The organism is Herbaspirillum sp. (assembly GCF_017744395.1).
Classification (GTDB): domain Bacteria; phylum Pseudomonadota; class Gammaproteobacteria; order Burkholderiales; family Burkholderiaceae_D; genus Herbaspirillum.
On record NZ_JAGIBI010000006.1, the window covers coordinates 105,289 to 127,084 of the forward strand.

Here is a 21,796-nt window from a genome sequence, read left to right on the forward strand (position 1 = left end):
CCCCCAATTATCAGCGCAGCCTAGTTCTTCCAGCCTGGATCGTGCCCAGTTGAGGACAACAATACGCTCTACAACATCGGGTAGTTACTCGGTGCGATTATATCTGACTGTACGACGCCAAGCGGTGGACAGGGGCAAGCAACAATCCAATACATGTTTTTCCTAAGATAGTTTTTATCGCGTTGGTTGACCAACGTTCGGCTTGCATTAAAAACCAGGTCTTGAAATGACTCGTGTATGTATGCGCCACCCACAGCTATTCTTCATGAATAAAGGCATCATTCCACTCCGGTTACTTCGCTACGCTGGAGGTGGGCGCATCGCAGGGTGAGGAAGACGGCTCCTCAATATGCACATACAGCCCCACCCGACTGTCGTCCTTCGGGATCAAGGCGCAGGCATCGATGCTCTTGACCTTGCCGCGCGGGTAGCCTCGGACTTCGCCACGATCGATGGCGGCCGCGAAGTCTGACGCCTTCTTCCGGGCCTTCGCGCAAGCCTGTTCCACCGTGAGAAAGACGGGATCCGACAGGCGCGACGTTGCACTCCATTCCTTCAGCCCTTGGTCAAAATGCACGCGCGTCATGCATTGGTAGGCGCGAGAGGAGGTGGGCAGGTTGCCCGCCTCCTGCATCGACGATTGTAGATCTGTGATTTTGGTAGCTGATGAATTGCTTGAGACTTTGCTATCTGTTGATGATGTTGATTTAGGTGCTGTGTTCTGAGCAAGTTTTACAGACGTAATAGATTGATTTGATGATCCCGCCGAATTTGCTGTTGTTTGAGCTGAATACGATTGACCACTTCCTGCGCGTGCCGGCTGAGTCTTCGGAGTCAATTGCTGTGCCATTTGCGCATTTCGTCTGTCGACATCCGCTTTTTGCTGATCGGCCGCCCGTTGAGAATTGGCATAGAAATTAGCTGCCTGAGCCGATTGCGCTGCTTGTGCCGCTTTGTTTGCCTGATAGTTGGCGGCGGTCAGGCCGATGAACGTCCACAAGGCTTGCTTGTTCTCGGCGGCTCTTTCGGCATTTTCCTGTTGCTGGCGTTTGGCGGCTTGTTCATTGGCGATTCGTTGTTGGCGTGCAGACTCGTCTTGCGCAAGTTTGATCTTGAACAGGTCTTGGGCAGTGTATCCATGCTCCGTCTTGAGCGACAGGTCTGCCCCTTCATCGAGGAACAATTGCATGATTTCCCTGTTGCCCATGGACGCCGCCACGTGTAAAGGGGTCCAGCCATGTTTTTCCTGGTGATTGATCCAGGCGAGATAATCAATCTTCCAATTCTTGGGTTTCTGGCTTTGCACCGCCAGCTTCCCCTTGCCCAACAAATAAGAAACCTGCTTGGCATCCTGCTTCTCGACCGCAGCATACAGTGGCGCATACCCGCCATCTTGCATATCCAATACATTAGCGCCATGAGCGATCAGCGCATCGACTACGGTTTGAGGGGCATACACCACGGCTTTCAGCAGCAATGGCGTAGAGAGGCCATTTCTTGCACCATACCGACTATTTGTATCGGCGCCGTTCTGGATAAACAAGATCGCCGTTTTTGCTGCATTGTCGAGAGCTTTATCCCAGACCTTTGGATTGGGAGCAACTTCGCGAGAATTCACGGCAAGTTCCATGGTTTGAAGGCAACTGAGAACGACGGATTTCGTCGATTTGACGTCTACAACGGCTCCGCGGGCCATCAATTTCTGTGCCGCACCTGGGTATGCGCATAAGGCATTGAGGGGCCTGGTTCCATTGGCAAACTTTTGGTTTGGATCCAATCCGCGTGACAGGAGGGCATCGACGATGGCGATCACAGTCGCTTCGTCATAGTTCGGATTTAAATCTGTGAAGAGCGCATCAGCGGCCTTTTTAAAGTCGCCACCCCGTTGCCGCATGAGATCAACCATATTCCAGCGCTGATAAATCATCGCCTGAGTCATGTAAAACGTCACTTGATTGGACGCGAGGCCATCCAATTGGCTACGCATGCCGTCGGCATCATTATTGACAATAGAATCCATCGGTGAGGTCGCGCATGCGCTCAACACAACCAAAACCGCTATCGATACGAATCTCTGCATGAATGCACGACAGCGCTTCTTAAAAATTGGAAGTTCGTGCATTTGCATACCTCTTTTTAGTTGTTTGATGTAAGGAAACATGCACATAGGAGGTTCAACAAAAAACGAATGCGATGGTGGCGGCATTGCTAGTGATTGGCTGATGACGGTACGCATTACTAAATTATTTCTTCTCTTCCGCAGCAAGCTCATCGCTCACAGTCTTAATGCGTGCTTTAAGTGCCGTCGCATATTCGCTCTCTTTGTCACTTTGAACCGTGGCATTTTCTAGGCGCAAGGTTTGCAGCGTTTGTCTTAAACGGATAATTCGTTGTGCGGACGCTCCTTGTGTTCCTTCATCAAGTGCTTTTTGCAAACCATCGATAAAGGAGCATGTATTGTGTAAGTCGATTACGTCATTGAGTGCTTGATAGACGGGGTATGTATTCACGTCATTCTTCATAGAGGAGTGAATTGCCAGCATCTTGGTATCGCGCATTTCCACGATTTTTTTATCGACCGCAGTAACCAGCATTTGTTTATAGATGGTTTCGTTAACGAGAGAGCGCTCCGAATTGGTAAACAGTGCCAATCCACCCAGTATTGACTTTCCCTGAGCGCTGGCAGCTACTGCGGCACCACCAGCAAACAAACTGGTTGCAGTGCCAAGCGTGATATTCCATGCTGCCTCGTTCCCATAGAGTCCTCTGCGATAGCGCAAGCATTCCTCTGCTGAAGTCATTACTAAAGCGGAAATGGCTAGATTGCGTTGTTGTGTGCAGGAGGTCGTAAGCAAAGCTTTGTCTGCTTCACTGATCGGGGCATAGCACTTGTCTTCGGTAATGAGGGGCTTGAGCTTGTCTTTGAGATCGGTATATGTCTTGGTTAGCTCAAGAGAACTTAGCGAATGAGCAGAGTAGGGCTGGTAAATATGAGTGCAACCGGCCAGGAGAGATAAAGACAGTCCCACCATGATTCGATTTGTTTTAAGCATCGCATCCCCCAATGAGTTTGTATTTGTTGTTTCACGCGACTGCCCAAGCAGTGTTGTTGAAACGTAAATTTCCGTCAAGATGACTGAATAGGGGGAGCCTAGCGCTGTTGCAACCTAAACGCCTCATCCAAATGAGTGATGGACTTGAGCCTTTTTCCTTGCTAATTTGGAATGCAATTTTTGCGATTTTCCTGCGCAGCAAAAGAGTAAAAATAAACGCCGGTGTTTCTCAATGGAAATCACTTATGCCACGAGTACTGCCTTTGGTTGCGTTCCTGTGTTGTGCCGAAATTCAGGCAGCGCAGACCCAATGCAGTGTCGCCATCCCTTCGCCATATACAGGACCGATGTTTGACGCTATGGCGCAAACCGACCAATGGCTTAACCGCTTCGTAAGGTTGTCCGACGAGCCTGCTTTGTTTTCTCGGTCGGTGCCGGGGCGTCATTTAGAAAAAACATTCGTCGACATTCCCTATGGTATAGGCCGGACGCGAGTAAGTGAAAAATTGCAGAGCAAATAAAAAGCGGCCTGCATCGCTGCAAGCCGCTTTTTTAGTACTGGTGCTGATGGGCGGAATCGAACCGTCGACCTACTGATTACGAATCAGTTGCTCTACCAACTGAGCTACATCAGCGCAAGGGCGGTATTCTATCAAAAACTCCGCTTTCTCCAATACCTGATCTTCATTCAGGGCAAATTCTCGTGTGCTGCGCCATGAATTGCGCTCATTTTCATCTAAAAACGGGTAAGTTGCGCCCGATCTTGCATGTTGTCCCGGTAGCCAATGCAGTGGAAGGTGCTAGCAGACGCACCAACATCTCGCCTTGTAGTCCCGCACCGGCAGCGCTTGCCCACATTTCTTACGCCAGGATCAGCGCTAGGCGGATAACAGGGGCATCACCGGCTTCTTATGATGATGTATCGATCATTCAGATTCGGAGGCCATCATGCCGCAGGCAGCATGGAGCAACAAGCGTGAACGCCAGTACCAGCACATCAAGTCCAGCGCATTGAAACGCGGAAGCGGCGAAGAGCGCGCGGAAGAGATTGCGGCGCGCACCGTCAACAAGGAACGTGCGCAGCATGGCGAATCGAAGGAGGCTAGCAAGCTGTCGATGCAGGATATGTCGCCATCGCGCCGTGGCGGCTTGCGCTCGCACAAGGGGAGCGGCGGGCGCACTTACCGGCAGCTTTATGCCGAGGCTGCCCGTGCCGGCATCAAGGGGCGTTCGGGCATGAACAAGGCGGAACTGGAGAAGGTGCTGGTGCGCTGATGCGCGGCGTCCAAAAAAATACCCCCGGCATGCCGGGGGTATTTTCATTGTTGCCTTGCGCCTTGCAATCAGACTGCCTGGCCCGGTTGCCCCGAAAGGCCCGGGCCATGCAGGATGATTACTTGGTCACAGCCAGCAGGGTGCGTTGGCCGTTCTTGTAGGTGTACAAGGTCAGCGAGCCGTCCTTGATGTCGCCCTTGGCGTCGAAGGCGATCACGCCGGTCACGCCCTTGTGGTTGGCCTTGGCCAGTTCCGGCAGGTACTTCTTCGGATCGGCCGAGCCGGCCTTGGCCATGGCGTCAGCCACGGTCATGGTGGCGTCGTAGGCGTAGGCTGCGTTGTAGACCACGTCGATGCCGAACTTCTTCTTGTAGGCGGCGCGGAAGTCGTCCATGCCCTTCTTGCCGGCGTCGTCGACGCCACCGGCTTCAGCGCAGACCACCTGGTCGTCGCCCAGGCCGTCACCGGCCAGGCCCGGCAGGGAACCGGTACAGATGCCGTCGCCGCCCATGAACTTGGCGCTGATGCCCAGTTGCTTCATCTGGCGCAGCATCGGGCCGCCGACCGCGTCCATGCCGCCGAAGAACACGACTTCAGGCTTCTTGGACTTGATCGAGGTCAGGATGGCGTTGAAGTCGGTCGCCTTGTCGTTGGTGAACTGCTTGCCGACGATGGTGCCGCCGGCGGCTTGCGCGCCCTTGGCGAATTCTTCAGCCACGCCCTGGCCATAGGCGGTGCGGTCGTCGATCACGGCGATCTGCTTGGTGCCCAGCTTCTGCACGGCATACTTGCCCAGGGCAGCGCCCAGTTGCGCATCGTTGGCCACCACGCGGAAGGCGGTCTTGAAGCCTTGCTGGGTGTACTTGGGGTTGGTTGCCGAAGGCGAGACCTGCGGGATGCCGGCGTCGCTGTAGATCTTCGAGGCGGGGATGGTGGTGCCCGAGTTCAGGTGGCCGATCACTGCGGCGACCTTCTGGTCGACCAGCTTGGTGGCGACGGCGGTAGCCTGCTTCGGATCGGAGGCGTCATCTTCGCCGACCAGTTCGAACTTGACCTTCTTGCCGCCGATGGTGAAACCCTTGGCGTTCAATTCGTCGACGGCCATGCGGGCGCCGTTTTCGTTGTCCTTGCCCATGTGGGCGTTGGGGCCGGAGAGCGGTCCGACGTGCGCGATCTTGACGACTTCCTGGGAGTAGGCAGCACCAGCGAAAGCCAGTCCGATAGCGGCGGTTAATGGAATAATGGCGCTCTTGAGTTTCATAGGTTTCCTCTGTAGATTGAATTGACCACTTTTGATGTTTTGTCTCACTACCAAGTCTTATTCAGATCCTTTTTGCGGAGGCTGGGCGTCCCGCTTTTTGCTTTCGTCCCCGACTTTCTGAATAATGCAGACGGTACAACATAAGAATCGGCTTCGCCAAGTTTTTTTTAGAGACTCACTTAAAAATTTCCCTATCTATTTGCCCCATGCCCGCAAAACATCACACGCTCGACAAGGTTGATCGCAAGCTGCTCAACATGCTGCAGAAAGACAATCAGATCTCGACTCGCGTGTTGGCCGAGAAACTGCATATTTCCCAGCCGACCTGCCTGCGCCGGATCCGGGAATTGCGGGAGGCGGGGATCATCAGCGCCGAGGTGGCGATGGTCGATCCTTTCTCCCTGGGCTACGGCATGCTGGCCTTCCTGGAAATTTCGCTCAACAACCAGTCCGACCAGCACATGCAGGACTTCGAGCAACGCATGGCCAAGGAGGCCGAGGTCATGCAGTGCTACTTCGTCTCCGGCGAATACGACTACTTCCTGGTGGTTCACGTCATCGACATGGACGCCTATTACCAGTTCGTGCGCCGAGTCATTTCCGGCTCCGGCAACGTGCGCCATTTCCAGTCGCGCTTCCCGATGAAGCGCGCCAAGTTCACCACCCGCATCGCCTTCGATGAAAAGGCCGCGGAAGTGCTGGTGCGCGTGCCGGGTTGAGCCATCGCCGCAGCCGCTAGTCCTGCCCGGCAGGGGCCAGTTTCGTATAGCAGTTTTCATGCCTGCGCGAGTGGGCTTCGATGCAAGGGTATGACCATCATTTAAGCTCCATGGCCGGGGGCGGTAGAGGAGCAAAGCCGCTGGACCGCTTTCCCAAGTGGAATGCGTCGTTGCGGCCGGCAAGCCTCCTGTGTTATTTTCGGGCCGTCCGATGACGCTGCCGGCCGGTATTTGGCCGGCATTGCCATTCAGGCCATACGCGCCAAAAGCGGACGCAGAGCGGTAACAACCAGCCGCCGGTCGCGTCGGCATCAGTCGAACCATCCAGCATCATCCACCTTGTGCGGCGCAACAGCCGTATCCCTTGCCGTGTCGGGAGCCTGCCTCCGGATGCGCAGGGAGGCTTTGTCCGTGCAGCCGGCGGCGATATGGAACAGCGCATGGCGCGCCGATGGTGCAGTGCGGCTGCAAAATGGCGCATACCGGATCACCAACCTGGCAAGCCTTCATTTGAACCGAAAGGAAACCCCGTACGATGCACGAAGTCGAGTTATTCATCCAGGACATGGCGGTCATCATGCTGATCGCCGGCATCGTCACAGTGCTCTTCAACAAGCTGAAGCAGCCCGTGGTGCTGGGCTATATCGTGGCCGGCGTGATCATCGGCCCGCATACGCCGCCCTACGACCTGATCCAGGATGACAAGACCGTGCATATCCTCTCCGAGCTCGGGGTGATCTTCCTGCTGTTCTCGCTGGGGCTGGAGTTCAGCCTGAAAAAACTGGCCAAGGTCGGCGCCACCGCCTTCATCGCTGCCGCCGCCGAGATTTTGCTGATGATCTGGGTCGGCTACGAGATCGGCCTGTACTTCGGCTGGAAGCGCATGGACGCCATCTTCCTGGGCGCGATGCTGGCGGTGTCGTCCACCACCATCATCGTCAAGGCCTTGAACGAGCTGGGCATGAAGAACGAGAAGTTCGCCCAGATCATCTTCGGCATCCTGATCGTGGAAGACGTCCTAGCCATCGGCATGATCGCTTTGCTGTCGGGCATCGCCACCGGCGGCTCGGTCGATTCGGGCGAGGTCTTCACCACCGTGGGCAAGCTGGTGCTGTTCATGACCGTCTCGCTGGTGGTCGGCATCCTGGCGGTGCCGCGCCTGCTCAGCTTCATCTCGCGCTTCAAGAGCAATGAGATGCTGCTGGTGGCGGTGCTGGGCATCCTGTTCGGCTTCTGCCTGCTGGTGATGAAGCTGCAATACAGCGTGGCGCTGGGCGCCTTCCTGGTCGGCGCGGTGATGGCCGAGTCGCGCCAGCTGCACCGCATCGAGCGCCTGGTCGAGCCGATCCGCGACATGTTCTCCGCCATCTTCTTTGTCGCCATCGGCCTGATGTTCGACCCCGGCGTGCTGGTCAAGTACTGGCAGCCGATCACCATCATTACGCTGGCCGTGGTGTTCGGCAAGCTGTTCAGTTGCGGCCTGGGCACCTTCGTCGCCGGCCAGAGCGGACGCACGCCGATGCGCGTGGGCATGGGGCTGGCGCAGATTGGCGAGTTCTCCTTCATCATCGCCGCTCTGGGCGTGAGCCTGAAGGTCACCAGCGAATTCCTGTACCCGATCGTGGTGGCGGTCTCGGCCATCACCGCATTGCTGACGCCTTACCTGATCAAGGCTGCCGATCCCCTGTCGGCCAAGGCGGTTACGCTGGTACCGTCGAAGGTATCCAATCTGCTGGGCATGTATTCGCGCTGGCTGGAAAGCCTGCAGCCGCAGGGCGACCGTGCCGAACTCACCAAGATCATCCGCCGCATCCTGATGCAGGTGCTGGTCAACCTGGCGCTGGTGATCGCGGTGTTCCTGGCCGGAGCCTTCTTCGTCGACGGGCTGAGCAAGTATTTGTCGGACTGGGTGGCGGACGCCGACGTGCAAAAGGCCATCATCTGGGGCTGCGCCCTGGTGGTTTCGCTGCCGTTCCTGATCGCCACTTACCGCAAGCTGCAGGCCCTGTCCATGCTGCTGGCCGAGGTCGGCGTCAAGCCGGAGCTCGCGGGAGCGTATACTTCGGGTGTGCGGCGCATTATTTCCGAGATCCTGCCGATCATGTCGATCGTCGGCATCATGCTGCTGATCTTCGTGCTCTCGGCCAGCATCCTGCCGCCGCTGAACCTGCTGGCCTTCGTGCTGGCCGGCGCGGCGGGCCTGTTGTGGCTGCTGTGGAGCAAGCTGGTCAAGCTGCATTCGCGCTTGCAGATCGCCCTCTTCGAGACGCTGGACGAGCAGCCCGAGGACGTGCACTAAGGCTTGACGCAAAGAATTTTATTACCTGAACCTGACTGAAAAATCATGACGCAAGACGAACTGAAACAGGCGGTCGCCAAGGCCGCGATCGAATACGTGGTCGATGGCGAGATCATCGGCGTGGGCACCGGCTCCACCGCCAATTTCTTCATCGATGAGCTGGGCAAGATCAAGGACCGCATCAAGGGCGCCGTGGCCTCGTCGGAAGCCACTGCCGAGCGCCTGCGCTCGCACGGCATCAAGGTGTTCGACCTGAACGACGTCGAGACCATGCCGGTCTATATCGACGGCGCCGACGAGATCAACGCCGCCGGCGCCATGATCAAGGGCGGCGGCGCGGCCTTGACGCGTGAGAAGATCGTCGCCTCGGTGGCGCAGAAGTTCGTGTGCATCGCCGACGGCTCCAAGCTGGTGGACGTGCTGGGCAAGTTCCCGCTGCCGGTGGAAGTGATTCCGATGTCGCAGGCGGTCGTGGCTCGCAAGCTGGCCGCGCTGGGCGGCGAGCCGCGCCTGCGCGTCAAGGATGGCAAGCCGGTGGTGACCGATAACGGCTGCTACATCATCGATGTGGTCGGGCTGTCCATCACGGAGCCGGCCGAGATCGAAGACAAGATCAACAACATCGTCGGCGTGGTCACCAACGGCCTGTTCGCGCGCCAGGGCGCCAATGTCTGCTTGCTGGGAACGGCGGAAGGCGTGAAGAAGCTGGCGTTCTGATTTTTCCGCTGCGGGTACCGCTATAGAAAATAGAAAAGGCCGTGTCCATGGACACGGCCTTTTTTTGATTCGCTTCGTTGATCGTTTACTTTTGCGCCGCCTTGGCTTCGTCGCGCGCCAGCACCACGCTCATCTTCGCCGGATCGAAGTATTTGCGCGCCGCCGCGTTGAGCTGTTCCAGCGTCAGGTCGGCGATCTTCAGGTCCAGCTGCTGCTGCCAGAGATAAGTGCGGTCCAGGTCCAGCAGCGCGGTCCAGCCGCCGGCGATGCCGCCATCCTGCGCGCGTTGTTGGTTGCGCTGCTGCAGGATGCCGGACTTGGCGCGCAGCAGTTCATCCTGGGTGAAGCCTTGCCTGGTTATCCGCGCGATTTCCTCGCGCACGGCGGTATCCACCTTGTCCAGGTTCTGCGGCGCGGCGATGGCATGTATCGAGAGATTGCCGGCATCGCTGAGGGCGCCCACGTGCAGGCCGGAGCCGATGCCGTAGGACAGGCCCTCCTGCTGCCGCACGCGGTCGGCCAGGCGCGACTTCAGGCTGGCGCCGCCTAGCAGGTAGTTGGCGACCAGCAGCGCCGGGTAGTCGGCATCGCTGTCGAGCAGCCGCACGTTCTGGCGGGCGTAGTAGACGCCGTTTTCCTTGTCCGGCGTATTGATTTCCTGGCGCGTGGCGGGGATGTCGGCCCAGGTCGACAGCACACGCGCATAGGGCGCGGCGCTGTCCCAGCCGCCGAAGCCGGCGTCGATGGCGCTGCGCGCCGCGGCCGGATCGAAGTCGCCCACGACCGCCAGCTCGCCGTGGGAGGCGCCGTAGAAGTCGCGGTGGAAGGCCTGCACCTGTTCCAGCGTCACCGCCTGGGTTGCCGCGATGCGTTCATCCAGTGTTTGCGGGGCGCGCCAGTCGCCCGGCGGGTAGTGGTTGAAGTGCTGCGCCACCGCTTCGGCTGCGCGCGCTTCCGGTTCGTTGCGCGAGGCTTCCAGCGTGGCCAGGGTTTCGTTCTTCAACTGCTGGAACTCGGCGGCATCGAAGCGCGGATGGCGCAGCACCTCGGCCACCAGCCTGATGGCCGGCGCCAGGTTGTCGCGCGTGGTCTGGAAGTTGTACACGTTGCCGCTGATCTTCAGGCGCGTGAATTCGTCGGCCAGCTGCTGGCGGTTAAACTGCCGGTTGCCGCGCATGAGCATGGCGGCCGTCAATCCGGCGACGGACTTCTTGCCGAACAGCGTTTTCTCATCGCCGAACTTCAGGTTCAGCCGTACCGAGACCGTGGCGCCGCGCGACTTCTTCGGCAGCAGGGCCAGTTTCAGCGCGGTATGCGGAGCGCTGCCGGGCGCCACCAGAGTGGTGCGCTGTTCGATGTTGCCGGGCGCAGGTTCGAAGGCTTCGCCGGCGGCTACCGGCGGGCGCGGCCGGTATTGCTCCAGCAGCGAGGCTACCGCCGGCGCGGGCGGCACGTCGGTGCGTTGCGGCTGGTCTTCCGGCAGGTACAGGCCGACGGTGCGGTTGTCGCGGCGGAAGTACTTGGCCGCGGCGGCGGCGACATCGGCCGGGCTGACCCGCTGTTCGTTATCGCGGTCGGCGAACAGCAATCGCCAGTCGCCCAGCGCGATGGCGCCGGACATGGATACCGCCAGTTGCTGCGGGTTGTTCAGTAGCTTTTCGAAGGCATTGGCGCTTTCGCGGCGCAGGCGTTCCATCTCTTCGGCGGTCGGCGGCGTGGCGGCGAAGGATTCGATGGCGGCGATCAGCTCCTGCTTCACCGGTTCGATATCCGCGCCGGCCCTGACCGTCGCCGCGATGATCTGCAATCCCGGCGCCACACCGTTCAGCTGCATATAGTAGACGGCGCTGGCGCGGCCTGTTTGCACCAGCGACTTGTGCAGGCGGCCGTTGGGCGTGTCCGCCAGGATGGCGCCGGCAAAGGCCAGGGCGTTGGCATCCGGGTGCAGGCTGGACGGCATCTTGTAGGCCACCGCCACCAGCTGGATGTCGCCCTTGCGGCGGATGGTGAACTGGCGTTCGCCGTCCTGGGTCGGCTCCACCGTCCAGAATTGCGGCAGCGTGCGTTTGGGTTTGGGCATGCGGCCGAAGCTCTGGTTCACCCATTGCAGCACCTTGGCCGGTTCGAACTTGCCCGCCACCAGCAGCACGGCGTTGTCGGGCTGGTAATAGGTGCGGTAGAACGCCTGCAGGTTCTCGATCCCGACGTTCTCGATGTCGCTGCGGTTGCCGATTGTCGAGCGGCCGTAGCTGTGCCAGTCGTAGGCCACGCTTTGCATGCGCTTGAGCATCACGCTGGTGGGCGAGTTTTCGCCTTTTTCAAACTCGTTGCGCACCACGGTCATCTCGGTGTCGAGATCCTTCCTGGCGATGTTCGAATGCAGCATGCGGTCGGCTTCCATCGCGATGGCCCAGCGCAGGTTGTCGTCGCCGGCCTGGAAGGTCTCGTAGTAATTGGTGCGGTCCAGCCAGGTGGTGCCGTTGAAGTTCATGCCGCGCTTGCTGAACTCCTGCGGGATCGCCGGGTAATTCGGCGAGCCCTTGAACATCAGGTGTTCCAGCAGGTGCGCCATGCCGGTCTCGCCATAGTTTTCATGGCGCGAGCCGACCAGGTAGGTGATGTTGACGGTGACGGTAGGCTTGGAATCGTCCGGAAACATCAGCAGCTTGAAGCCGTTGGCGAAGCGGTATTCGGTGATGCCTTCGGCGGACGGGCCTTGCGTGACGCCGGGCGGCAGCGCGGCCGGGGCGGCATGAGCGGTTGCCGCGGCATGGGCGGACGGAAGGGCAAGCTCCGGCAGCGCGGCCAGCGTGGCGCACAGGCTGAGGGCGGCGATGAACATTCGCGATGCGGGGAAAGGCAAATTCTTCTCCTGCGATGGTGGCGGTGGAAGGGCGGTAAAGCAGGCATTGTATTAGAACCGCTCCATGAGCTTGCCAGTCAATAAAAAAGCGCCGCTACGAATTGCCTCGCAGCGGCGCTTTTTCGAAGAGCGGGTAGAACTTTATTCGCTCGGCGGCACGTAGCCCTGGGCGGCATCGGCGCCGTCGCCGAAGAAATGCTTTTCCATCTGCGCCGCCAGGTACTTGCGCGCGCGCGCGTCGGCCAGCATCAGGCGGTTTTCGTTGACCAGCATGGTCTGGTGCTTGAGCCAGGCGGCCCAGGCTTCCTTGGAGACGTTCTCATAGATGCGTTTGCCCAGTTCGCCCGGGTACGGCGGGAAGTCCAGACCTTCGGCTTCCTTGTTCAGTTTGATGCAGTGGACCATGCGTGCCATGTCGATTCCTTGTTCGGTTGGGTTGTTGCGCCGCCGGCGGCGGCCCTGCGTTCCATGCGTCGGGCCTGTCCGCTGTTCGGCAAAAATTCAATACAGGTTCTTGATCAGCACCTGCGACTTGCGCTGCCAGTTGTAGATCTGCTGGCGATCCTGCGGCAGGTCGCTCACGCCGGAGAGCATGAAGCCGCGCTTGAGGAACCAGTGCGAGGTGCGGGTGGTGAGCACGAACAGCCTGGTCAGCCCGGCTTCGCGCGCGCGCGTCTCGATGTGCTTCAGGATGCGGTCGCCGTCGCCCTGGCCCTGCACCTCGGGGTTGACGGTGAGGCAGGCCATTTCGCCCATGCGTTCCTTGGGGAACGGGTAGAGCGCGGCGCAGCCGAAGATCACGTTGTCGTGCTCGATCACCGAGAAGTAATGGATCTCGCGCTCGATCAGCTCGCGGCCGCGCTTGACCAGGGTGCCGTCGGCTTCCAGCGGCTCGATCAGCTTCAGGATGCCGCCCACGTCCTCGATAGTGGCCTGGCGCAGGCTTTCCAGGTTCTCGTAGGTAACCATGGTGCCGATACCGTCGTGCGTGAACAGTTCCAGCAGCACCGAGCCGTCGGTGGCGAAGGGCACGATGTGCGCGCGCGATACGCCGGCGTTGCAGGCCTTGACCACGCTGGAGAGGTAGAAGGCGGCATCGGCCGGCAGGAAGCCCGCCGACAGAACGGCCTCGGCCTGGTGCGACGACAGCTCGCGGATCTCGGCGTCGCCGGCATCCTTCATCAGCGGCGTCTCGGACAGGAAGATCAGTTTTTCGGCGCGCAGCGCGATGGCGGCCGATACCGCCACGTCTTCCATCGTCAGGTTGAAGGCTTCGCCGGTAGGAGAGAAGCCCAGCGGCGAGAGCAGCACGATGCCGCCCGCGTTCATGATGGGCTGGATCACGTCGGCGGCGATCTTGCGCACCACGCCGGTCAGCTGCAGGTCGACGCCGTCGATCACGCCCATCGGGCGCGCGGTGACGAAGTTGCCGGAAATGACGCGGATCGCCGCATGCGCCATCGGCGTATTGGGCAAGCCCTGGCTGAAGGCGGCCTCGATATCCAGGCGCAGCTCGCCGGCGGCTTCCTTGGCGCATTCCAGGGCGGCGCTGTCGGTCACGCGCAAGCCGTTGGGGTGGAAATGCGCCTCCACGTTGCGCAGCGCCAACTGTTCGGCCACCTGCGGTCGAGAACCGTGCACCACCACCACGCGGATGCCCAGCGCGTGCAGCAGGGACAGGTCCTGGGCCAGCACCTGCAGGGCGCCGGCCGTCACCAGCTCGCCCGGGAAGGCGACCACGAAGGTCTTGCCCCGGAAGGCATGGACGTAAGGTGCGACTGAGCGCAGCCAGTCAACGAATTCGGTCTGATTTTCCATGACGCGCATTATAACCAGCGCAGCCGCCCGGCGTGGACAAGCGGGCCGGCGCGGCCGAGGTTTGTGGTATTGCGTACAAAGGGCGGCGGATGAGGCGAGTCCCGGCAAGTAATAAATATGCCCTCCTAGCCAGGGAAACAGGAATAATCACTCACGATGAGAAAATTATTGGTCAACCTGGCCTTCAGGCTCTGGTTCAAACGGCTTTGGCGCGCCATGCCTTCAGTCTCCCGCGTACGCGCCCGGTTCCTGCTGGCCGACCGGGCCGCATCGCTGGGGCGAAGAAGCGTTCCGTTCCAGCGCAAAGAGATCGGGGGCGTGCCGGTGGAGTGGATCGGCGCCGGGGAGGCCTCAGGGGGCGTCGTCATCTACCTGCATGGCGGCGGTTTCGTGCTGCGCGCGCCCCGTACGGACCGGAGGTTTTGCCGGGAGATGGCGGCGCGCTCCGGTTTGCCGGTCGTGCTGGTGCCGTATCGCCTCGCGCCCGAGTATCCATATCCGCACGGCCTCAATGATTGCTTCAATGTATATGAAGGGCTCATCCAGGCGGGAGCCGCCCCGCAGCGCATCGTTATCGTAGGCCATTCCGCCGGCGCCACCCATGCGTTGGCCTTGCTGATGCGCGCGCGGCAATGCGGAGTCCCCCAGCCGGCCGCCGCCGTCGTGCTGTCGGCGCCGACCGACATGACCGCCCAAAGCCCTTCCATCGCCGCCAATGCCAGGCGCGATGTGATGCTGGGGCCTAACATCTGGCCGTGGGCGCAGCAGCTATATGCGGGAGCCGTGCCGCCGGAGCATCCCGAGCTGTCGCCGTTGTTCGGGGAGTGGTCGGGGCTGGCTCCGATCAGTTTCCATGTGTCCGATGCCGAGCTGCTCCTTGACGACAGCCGGCGGGCGGCGGAAAAGGCAAGGGCAAGCGGGACGGAGGTCCGGCTTTCGATTTGGAAGGGGCTTCCCCACAACTTTTATTTCCTCGATTTCCTGCCTGAGAGCAGAGAGTTCATGGGGCAGATGCTGGGTTTCATCGCAGCCATGCTGGCCCGAGCCAAATAAGAGGGACGTAAAAAAGCGGCATCGCCCCCGCCACAAGGACGGAGAGGATGCCGCAAGGTCACACCAACTACCAGGGAGAACTACTCTTTACATAGGGGGCGCTTAACGCGCGGGGCCATAGCCTCCGCCCCCAGGGGTTTCGATGACGAACACTTCGCCGGGCTGCATTTCGGTGCTGGCCACGAAACCCAACTGTTCCACGCTGCCGTCGTTGCGGATGGCGTAATTGCGGCCGCACTTGCCGGGATCGCCGCCGGCCGCGCCGAATGGCGGCACCACGCGGTTATTCGACAGGATCGAGGCCGTCATCTGCTCCAGGAAGCGAATCTTGCGGATGCCGCCGTTGCCGCCGCGCCATTCGCCGTCGCCGCCCGAGCCATGGTTGATCTCATAGCTTTCCAGCCGCACCGGATAGCGCCATTCGAGGATTTCGGGGTCGGTCAGGCGCGAATTGGTCATGTGCGTCTGGACCACATCGGTGCCATTGAAGCCGCGGCCGGCGCCGGAGCCGCCCGAGATGGTCTCGTAGTACTGGTACTGGCCGTTGCCGAAGGTGAAGTTGTTCATCGTCCCGGGCGCCGAGGCCAGCACGCCGAGCGCGCCGTAAAGCGCGTTGGTGATGCAGCTTGAGGTCTCCACGTTGCCCGACACGACCGCCGCCGGATAGCGCGGGTTGAGCATCGAGCCTTCGGGGATGATCACGTTGAGCGGCTTGAGGCAGCCGGCATTGAGCGGGATCTCGTCGTCCACCAGGGTGCGGAAGACATAGAGCACCGCCGCCATGCAGATTGCGCTGGGCGCGTTGAAATTGTTGTTCAGTTGCGCCGAAGTGCCGGTGAAGTCGATGTCCGCGGTGCGCTCGGCGTGGTTGACGCGGATCGCCACCTTGATCACCGCGCCGTTGTCGAGCGGATATTCATAGGCGCTGTCCTTGAGCAGGGTGATCACGCGGCGGACCGCTTCCTCGGCGTTGTCCTGGACATGGCCCATGTAGGCCTGCACCACATCGATGCCGAAATGGTCGACCATCTTCAGCAGCTCATCGACGCCCTTCTGGTTGGCGGCGATCTGCGCCTGCAGATCGGCCAGGTTCTGGGCCACGTTGCGCGCCGGGTAGGGGCCGGAACTGAGCAGTTCGACCGTTTCCTTTTCCAGGAAGCGGCCGCCGCGCACCAGCTGGAAGTTGTTGATCAGGATGCCTTCCTCTTCCACCACCGTGCTGTTGGCCGGCATCGAACCCGGCGTGATGCCGCCGATGTCCGAATGGTGGCCGCGCGAACCGACATAGAACAGGACCTCGCGGCCGTCCTTGTCGAAGGCCGGGGTGATCACGGTGATGTCGGGCAGGTGCGTGCCGCCGTGGTAGGGATCGTTGAGCATGAAGACGTCGCCCGGCTGCATCTTGCCGGCGTTCTCGCGGATGATGGTGCGGATGCTTTCGCCCATCGAGCCCAGGTGCACCGGGATGTGCGGCGCGTTGGCGATCAGGTTGCCGCGCGCGTCGAACAGCGCGCAGGAGAAGTCCAGGCGCTCCTTGATGTTGACCGAGAAGGCGGTGTTCTGCAGGCGCAGGCCCATCTGTTCGGCGATGCTCATGAACAGGTTGTTGAACACTTCCAGCATCACAGGGTCGGCGCTGGTGCCGATCGCCTTGCGCTGCGGGCGGGCCTGGTAGCGCCGCATCACCAAGTGGTTCAGCGGCGTGACCTCGGCCAGCCAGCCCGGCTCGACGATGTTGGTGGCGTTCTTTTCGGCGATGATGGCCGGGCCGTGCACCACGTCGCCGGGGCGCATGTCTTCGCGCCGGTAGAGCGCGGTGTCATGCCACTGGCCGCCGGAGAACAGCCTGACCGTTTCGGCCGGCGCGAGGGGCGTCTCGCGCAGCGGCAGTTGTTCAGGTTTTTCTTCGCGGTCCGCCGAAACGCCGATCGCTTCCACCGAAATGGCTTCGATGATCATCGCCTTTTCCGGCATCAGGAAGGAATAGCGCTTCTTGTAGGCGGCTTCGAACTGGGCCACCATGCCCGCGACGTCGCCGAAGGCCACCACGATCACCGAATCGGTGCCGTCGTAGCGCAGGTGAACCCGCTTGATCACGTCGATCTGGCCCTGCGCCACGCCCTGCGACAGCAGGTCGGCCGTGGCTTGTCCGGACAGGTTGTCGAGTTCGGCATCGAGCTGGCGGGTCGATTCGTCCGACAGGCGCAGTTCCATCGCCTGTTCGCGCATCGCGGTCTGGTCGGCCAGGCCCATGCCGTAGGCCGACAGCACGCCCGCGAACGGGTGGGCGAACACGCGTGTCATGCCCAGCGCGTCCGCCACCAGGCAGGCGTGCTGGCCGCCGGCGCCGCCGAAGGTGGTCAGTGTGTAATCGGTGACGTCGTGGCCGCGCTGCACGGAAATGAACTTGATCGCGTTGGCCATGTTGCCGACCGCGATTTCGATGAAGCCTTCGGCCACTTCCTCAGGCGTGCGGCGGTTGCCGGTTTCCTGGTAGATGCGCTCGGCCAGTTCGGTGAACTTTTGCACCACGGCGTCGCGGTCCAGCGGTTCGTCGGCGGCCGGGCCGAACACCTTGGGGAAATAGGCCGGCTGGATCTTGCCCAGCATGACGTTGCAGTCGGTGACCGCCAGCTGTCCGCCGCGGCGATAGCTGGCCGGGCCCGGATTGGCGCCGGCGCTGTCGGGGCCGACGCGGTAGCGGGTGCCGTCGAAGTGCAGGATGGAGCCGCCGCCGGCGGCCACTGTATGGATGCTCATCATCGGCGCGCGCATGCGCACGCCGGCGACCTGGGTTTCGAATTCGCGCTCGAATTCGCCGGCGTAGTGCGACACGTCGGTGGAAGTGCCGCCCATGTCGAAGCCGATGATCTTGTTGAAACCCGCGGTCTCGGCTGTGCGCACCATGCCGACAATGCCGCCGGCCGGCCCGGACAGGATCGAGTCCTTGCCCTGGAAGCGGTGGGCGTCGGTCAGGCCGCCGTTGCTTTGCATGAACAGCAGGCGTACGCCGTGCATCTCGCTGGCGACCTGGTCGACGTAGCGGCGCAGGATGGGCGAGAGGTAGGCGTCGACCACGGTGGTGTCGCCGCGCGAGACCAGCTTCATCATCGGGCTCACTTCATGGGAGACCGAGATTTGCGTGTAGCCGAGTTCGGCTGCGATCTCCGCCAGCTTTTCCTCGTGCGCGGTATAGCGGTAGCCGTGCATCAGCACGATGGCCACCGCGCGGTAGCCCTGCGTGTGCAGCGCGGCCAGTTGCTGGCGCACGCCCACGGTGTCCAGCGGCTGCACCACCTCGCCGTGGGCGCCCAGGCGCTCGTCGACTTCCACCACCTTCTCGAACAGCAGCTCTGGCAGCACGATATTGCGGTCGAACAGGCGCGGACGGTTTTGGTAGGCGATGCGCAAGGCATCGCGGAAGCCCTTGGTGATCAGCAGCACGGTCGGATCGCCCTTGCGTTCCAGCAGCGCGTTGGTGGCCACGGTGGTACCCATCTTCACGGCTTCCACCACCTGTGCCGAGATCGCCTCCTCGGGCTTGAGGCCCAGCAGGCGCTTGATGCCGGCGACTGCCGCATCCTTGTATTGCTCGGGATTTTCCGACAGCAGCTTGTGCGTGAGCAGCGTGCCGTCGGGCTGGCGCGCGACGATGTCGGTGAATGTGCCGCCGCGGTCGATCCAGAACTGCCAGCGCTGATCTCCCAATGAGGTTTGAGCTTGTTCCATGATTCCTTGCCTTTCCCAAATGACTTTTATAAGTGCATTTTGTTAATGAATCGTTGATGTTTTGCACGTAAACCGTGCATTCAAATTGATGCGTACTGATTTGGGGAAGCTGTCTCAACTCCGCCTGTTCCCCCTGAAAGCCTTACTGCAACTGCATTTGCGACCTGCCACGTGTTCCCCTGGAAAAGCTGGCACGTGCTTTGCTAATAACTCGTTGACGATTTTGTTGGTATTAAGTTTTAAATATTTGAATAATTTATTGACATATTATCGATGAAAAATATAGGATTCAACAAAAAAATAAAGGAGACGAAAAATGGAAAACAAAAGCAAATGAAAAGGTGCGGATGCGACCGATGCATCCGCCGCCATTGACGAGCGAGCCCTGGGCGCCGGCGCTGTCCGGTGCGCAACAACACAAGCAGGGCCTGCTCAAGAATCCTGAATCCGATAGTCGATAGAAGTCAGCGCAATACCCGCAGTGTTCGAAACGCACAGGCCGGCATGCCGTGCCGTCGCGTCCGAACCCTGCGCAGAGGTCCGGCGGGTTCGTCCGTCCGGAGCGGTTTCTTGCAGCCCTCATTTCGGTGAAGGCCGCCAGGCAGCATGCAACAGGGGTTTGGGTAGCTCCCGCTGGGAAGCGTCATGCGGTGGGGGATTTTTGGGTGTCAATCAATACAACAAGGAGCGTCTCATCATGCTAGGTTTCATCTCCAACAGCGCAAAAATGGTCAGGAAAGCCGGTCTGGCCGTGTCTTTCTGCATGGTCGCCTATTCGGCCCATGCGCAGCAGCAGGAAATCAAGATCGGCGTCATCTATCCGCTGAGCGGCGCCGCGGCTTCCACCGGCGCCGAAATGAAGGATGCGCTGGAACTGGCGGCCGACATCATCAACAACGGCGCCAAGGGCGTGCCCAACCTGCCGTTCGCAGCCGGCGGCGGCCTGCCGGCGCTCAAGGGCGCCAAGATCAAGCTGGTGTTCGCCGACTCCCAGGGCAACCCCCAGGTCGGCGCTACCGAAGCCGAACGCCTGATCACCCAGGAGAAGGTCGTGGCCGTGGTGGGCGCTTATTTCAGCAACGTCACCGCCACCACCAGCCAGATCGCCGAGCGCTACAAGGTGCCTTACCTGAATCCGGAATCGTCGTCGGCATCGCTGACCCAGCGCGGCTTCAAGTGGTTCTTCCGCACCACCGCGCACGACGACCTGTTCGTGACCAACTTCTATGAGTTCTTCAAGGAGCTCAACGCCAAGAAGGGCATCAAGGTCAGCAAGCTGGGCGCCTTCAACGAAAACACCCTGTGGGGCAATGAAACCACCAAGCTGGAAACCAAGCTGTCTAAGGACCGCGGCTACGACCTGGTCAAGACCGTGGTGTACCCGGCCAAGAGTACCCAGCTGACTTCCGAAGTCCAGCAACTGAAGGCGGCCGCGCCGCAGGTGGTGCTGCAGTCGTCCTACCTGGGCGACGCCATCCTGTCGATGAAGACCTATAAGGAACTGGGCTTCAATCCCGACATGATCCTGGCCAACGATGCCGGCTTCATCGATACCGAGTTCGTCAAGACGCTGGGCAAGGATGCCGACTACATCATCACCCGCGACGTCTGGTCTCTCGACCTGGCCGCCAAGAACCCGCTGATCAAGCAGGTCAACGACTTGTTCTACAGCCGCTACAAGATCAATTTCACCGGCAACTCGTCGCGCACCTTCACCGGCCTGATGACCCTGGCCGACGCCATCAACCGCGCCGGCTCGACCGATGCGGAAGCGATCCGCAAGGCGCTGGCCGAGACCAACATCCCCGGCGACAAGCTGATCATGCCGTGGAAGGGCATCAAGTTCGACGAGCACGGCCAGAACGTCCTGAGCTCGGGGATCCTGCTGCAGATCGTCAACGGCAAGTACTACACCGTGTGGCCGTTCGACCTGGCTACGCGCGATGTGGTGTGGCCGATGCCGAAGTGGGAGCAGCGCAAGTAAGCGCGCAAGCGACCGGCGCGTGATCCGCGCCGCATACCCGCGTCATGCGGAAACGGGAGGCCGGCCGGGCGGGCGGCCTCCCAACGGAAGAACCTTCATCGCAGACGACCGACCAGGCGGTGCGTGAAAGTACGTTTGAGGGGAAACTCATGTCTTTGGATATTCTGATCCAGACGCTGGCGTCGGGCCTGTTGATCGGGCTGATCTATGCGCTGGTGGCCATCGGCCTGACGCTGATTTTCGGCGTCATGGACATCGTCAATTTTTCGCACGGCGAATTCCTGATGTTCGGGATGTATTCGAGCTTCTGGCTGTTCGCGCTGTATGCGCTCGATCCAATCTTCACCCTGCCGCTGACGGCGCTGTTCCTGTTCGCGCTGGGGGCCCTGCTGTACAAACTGGTGATCCGCAAGATCACCAACGCGCCGATGGTGTCGCAGATCTTCACCACCTTCGGCCTGATGATCCTGTTCCGCGGCATTGCCCAATTCTTCTGGAAGGCCGACTTCCGCACCATCGAGAATTCGATGGTGAGCGGCCAGGTGTCGATCGCCGGCATCCAGATCGGCATGCCCCAGCTCACCGCCGGCATGGGCGCCATCGTCGTCACCGGCGCGATCTACCTGTTCCTGACCCGTACCCGGCTGGGCGCGGCGCTGGAAGCCACCGCCGCCGACAAGGAAGCGGCCCAGCTGATGGGGATCGATTCGCAAAAGATGTTCGCCCTGGCCTGGGGCATCGGCGCCGCCTGCGCCGGCGTGGCCGGCGCGCTGCTGTCGACCTTCTTCCCGATCTTTCCGGAAGTCGGCGCCAACTTCATCCTCATCGCCTTCGTGGTGGTCAACCTGGGCGGTTTCGGCAGCGTGGTCGGCGCCCTGATCGCGGGTGTCCTGGTCGGCCTGATCGAAGTGATGGGCGGCTTCCTGCTGGGGCCGCAATACAAGATGCTGATCGTGCTGGCGTTGTTCCTGGGGATGCTGATGTTCCGTCCGCAGGGCCTGATGGGCAAAGCCTGAGCGCGCCAC

Annotated in this window: 15 protein-coding genes and 1 tRNA gene; 8 read left to right on the plus strand and 8 right to left on the minus strand. The window is 60.7% G+C overall.

Going from position 1 to position 21,796, the window contains the following annotated elements; genetic code table 11:
- Positions 1–292 precede the first annotated feature (292 nt).
- A complete protein-coding gene (locus J7548_RS15390; RefSeq protein ID WP_290975845.1) occupies positions 293–2,236 on the minus strand; it encodes an ankyrin repeat domain-containing protein in 1,944 nt (647 codons plus the stop codon).
- A gap of 7 nt (positions 2,237–2,243) precedes the next feature.
- Positions 2,244–3,131: a hypothetical protein gene (locus J7548_RS15395; RefSeq protein WP_290975848.1), complete on the minus strand. Its 888-nt coding sequence runs from the start codon at positions 3,129–3,131 to the stop codon at positions 2,244–2,246.
- Positions 3,132–3,184: 53 nt separating this feature from the next.
- Between J7548_RS15395 and J7548_RS15400 the strand changes: the two genes are divergently transcribed.
- Positions 3,185–3,574, plus strand: coding sequence for a hypothetical protein (locus J7548_RS15400; RefSeq protein WP_290975851.1), 390 nt, complete (start codon positions 3,185–3,187; stop codon positions 3,572–3,574).
- 38 nt (positions 3,575–3,612) lie between these two features.
- Here the strand turns inward: J7548_RS15400 and J7548_RS15405 are convergent.
- A tRNA-Thr gene (locus J7548_RS15405) sits at positions 3,613–3,688 on the minus strand.
- Between the two features lie 313 nt (positions 3,689–4,001).
- Between J7548_RS15405 and J7548_RS15410 the strand changes: the two genes are divergently transcribed.
- Complete coding sequence (locus J7548_RS15410; protein ID WP_290975854.1) at positions 4,002–4,328, plus strand: plasmid stabilization protein; 327 nt, start codon at positions 4,002–4,004, stop codon at positions 4,326–4,328.
- A gap of 118 nt (positions 4,329–4,446) precedes the next feature.
- On the opposite strand, the gene J7548_RS15415 is transcribed toward J7548_RS15410, so the two are convergent.
- Complete coding sequence (locus tag J7548_RS15415) at positions 4,447–5,589, minus strand: branched-chain amino acid ABC transporter substrate-binding protein (protein WP_290975857.1); 1,143 nt, start codon at positions 5,587–5,589, stop codon at positions 4,447–4,449.
- A gap of 206 nt (positions 5,590–5,795) precedes the next feature.
- Here J7548_RS15415 and J7548_RS15420 point away from each other — a divergent pair, with 206 nt between their 5' ends.
- The 3 genes from J7548_RS15420 (at position 5,796) to rpiA (ending at position 9,324) form a co-directional block, all read left to right on the plus strand.
- Positions 5,796–6,308, plus strand: a complete 513-nt coding sequence (locus J7548_RS15420) for an Lrp/AsnC family transcriptional regulator (protein ID WP_290975860.1) — start codon at positions 5,796–5,798, stop codon at positions 6,306–6,308.
- A gap of 535 nt (positions 6,309–6,843) precedes the next feature.
- Positions 6,844–8,607, plus strand: a complete 1,764-nt coding sequence (locus J7548_RS15425; RefSeq protein WP_290975862.1) for a cation:proton antiporter — start codon at positions 6,844–6,846, stop codon at positions 8,605–8,607.
- A 45-nt stretch (positions 8,608–8,652) separates the two neighbouring features.
- The gene (rpiA, locus tag J7548_RS15430) at positions 8,653–9,324 is read left to right on the plus strand and encodes a ribose-5-phosphate isomerase RpiA (protein WP_290975864.1); all 672 of its coding nucleotides are present in this window, start codon (positions 8,653–8,655) and stop codon (positions 9,322–9,324) included.
- Between the two features lie 85 nt (positions 9,325–9,409).
- Here rpiA and J7548_RS15435 read toward each other — a convergent pair whose 3' ends face one another.
- From J7548_RS15435 to argA, 3 genes are all read right to left on the minus strand, one after another.
- Entirely contained in the window at positions 9,410–12,166 is a 2,757-nt protein-coding gene (locus J7548_RS15435) for a pitrilysin family protein (protein ID WP_290975866.1), read from the minus strand.
- A 162-nt stretch (positions 12,167–12,328) separates the two neighbouring features.
- Entirely contained in the window at positions 12,329–12,601 is a 273-nt protein-coding gene (locus tag J7548_RS15440; RefSeq protein WP_290975868.1) for an oxidative damage protection protein, read from the minus strand.
- An 87-nt stretch (positions 12,602–12,688) separates the two neighbouring features.
- Entirely contained in the window at positions 12,689–14,005 is a 1,317-nt protein-coding gene (argA, locus tag J7548_RS15445) for an amino-acid N-acetyltransferase (RefSeq protein ID WP_290975871.1), read from the minus strand.
- Positions 14,006–14,161: 156 nt separating this feature from the next.
- Here argA and J7548_RS15450 point away from each other — a divergent pair, with 156 nt between their 5' ends.
- The gene (locus J7548_RS15450) at positions 14,162–15,058 is read left to right on the plus strand and encodes an alpha/beta hydrolase (protein ID WP_290975874.1); all 897 of its coding nucleotides are present in this window, start codon (positions 14,162–14,164) and stop codon (positions 15,056–15,058) included.
- Positions 15,059–15,160: 102 nt separating this feature from the next.
- Here the strand turns inward: J7548_RS15450 and J7548_RS15455 are convergent, their stop codons facing one another.
- A complete protein-coding gene (locus J7548_RS15455; protein WP_290975877.1) occupies positions 15,161–18,787 on the minus strand; it encodes a hydantoinase B/oxoprolinase family protein in 3,627 nt (1,208 codons plus the stop codon).
- A gap of 697 nt (positions 18,788–19,484) precedes the next feature.
- Here J7548_RS15455 and J7548_RS15460 point away from each other — a divergent pair.
- Both J7548_RS15460 and J7548_RS15465 read left to right on the plus strand, forming a co-directional pair.
- Positions 19,485–20,771, plus strand: a complete 1,287-nt coding sequence (locus J7548_RS15460) for an ABC transporter substrate-binding protein (RefSeq protein WP_290975880.1) — start codon at positions 19,485–19,487, stop codon at positions 20,769–20,771.
- A 149-nt stretch (positions 20,772–20,920) separates the two neighbouring features.
- Positions 20,921–21,787, plus strand: a complete 867-nt coding sequence (locus J7548_RS15465) for a branched-chain amino acid ABC transporter permease (protein WP_290975882.1) — start codon at positions 20,921–20,923, stop codon at positions 21,785–21,787.
- Positions 21,788–21,796: the final 9 nt, after the last annotated feature.

Excerpts from the sequence above, each read along its gene's own strand:
- J7548_RS15420 (WP_290975860.1), top strand. The coding sequence starts at position 5,796 with ATGCCCGCAAAACATCACACGCTCGACAAGGTTGATCGCAAGCTGCTC.
- rpiA (WP_290975864.1), top strand. The coding sequence starts at position 8,653 with ATGACGCAAGACGAACTGAAACAGGCGGTCGCCAAGGCCGCGATCGAA.
- argA (WP_290975871.1), bottom strand. The coding sequence starts at position 14,005 with ATGGAAAATCAGACCGAATTCGTTGACTGGCTGCGCTCAGTCGCACCT.
- J7548_RS15455 (WP_290975877.1), bottom strand. The coding sequence starts at position 18,787 with ATGGAACAAGCTCAAACCTCATTGGGAGATCAGCGCTGGCAGTTCTGG.
- J7548_RS15390 (WP_290975845.1), bottom strand. The coding sequence starts at position 2,236 with ATGCGTACCGTCATCAGCCAATCACTAGCAATGCCGCCACCATCGCAT.
- J7548_RS15440 (WP_290975868.1), bottom strand. The coding sequence starts at position 12,601 with ATGGCACGCATGGTCCACTGCATCAAACTGAACAAGGAAGCCGAAGGT.
- J7548_RS15450 (WP_290975874.1), top strand. The coding sequence starts at position 14,162 with ATGAGAAAATTATTGGTCAACCTGGCCTTCAGGCTCTGGTTCAAACGG.
- J7548_RS15460 (WP_290975880.1), top strand. The coding sequence starts at position 19,485 with ATGCTAGGTTTCATCTCCAACAGCGCAAAAATGGTCAGGAAAGCCGGT.
- J7548_RS15415 (WP_290975857.1), bottom strand. The coding sequence starts at position 5,589 with ATGAAACTCAAGAGCGCCATTATTCCATTAACCGCCGCTATCGGACTG.
- J7548_RS15435 (WP_290975866.1), bottom strand. The coding sequence starts at position 12,166 with ATGTTCATCGCCGCCCTCAGCCTGTGCGCCACGCTGGCCGCGCTGCCG.
- J7548_RS15425 (WP_290975862.1), top strand. The coding sequence starts at position 6,844 with ATGCACGAAGTCGAGTTATTCATCCAGGACATGGCGGTCATCATGCTG.
- J7548_RS15400 (WP_290975851.1), top strand. The coding sequence starts at position 3,185 with ATGAGTGATGGACTTGAGCCTTTTTCCTTGCTAATTTGGAATGCAATT.
- J7548_RS15410 (WP_290975854.1), top strand. The coding sequence starts at position 4,002 with ATGCCGCAGGCAGCATGGAGCAACAAGCGTGAACGCCAGTACCAGCAC.
- J7548_RS15465 (WP_290975882.1), top strand. The coding sequence starts at position 20,921 with ATGTCTTTGGATATTCTGATCCAGACGCTGGCGTCGGGCCTGTTGATC.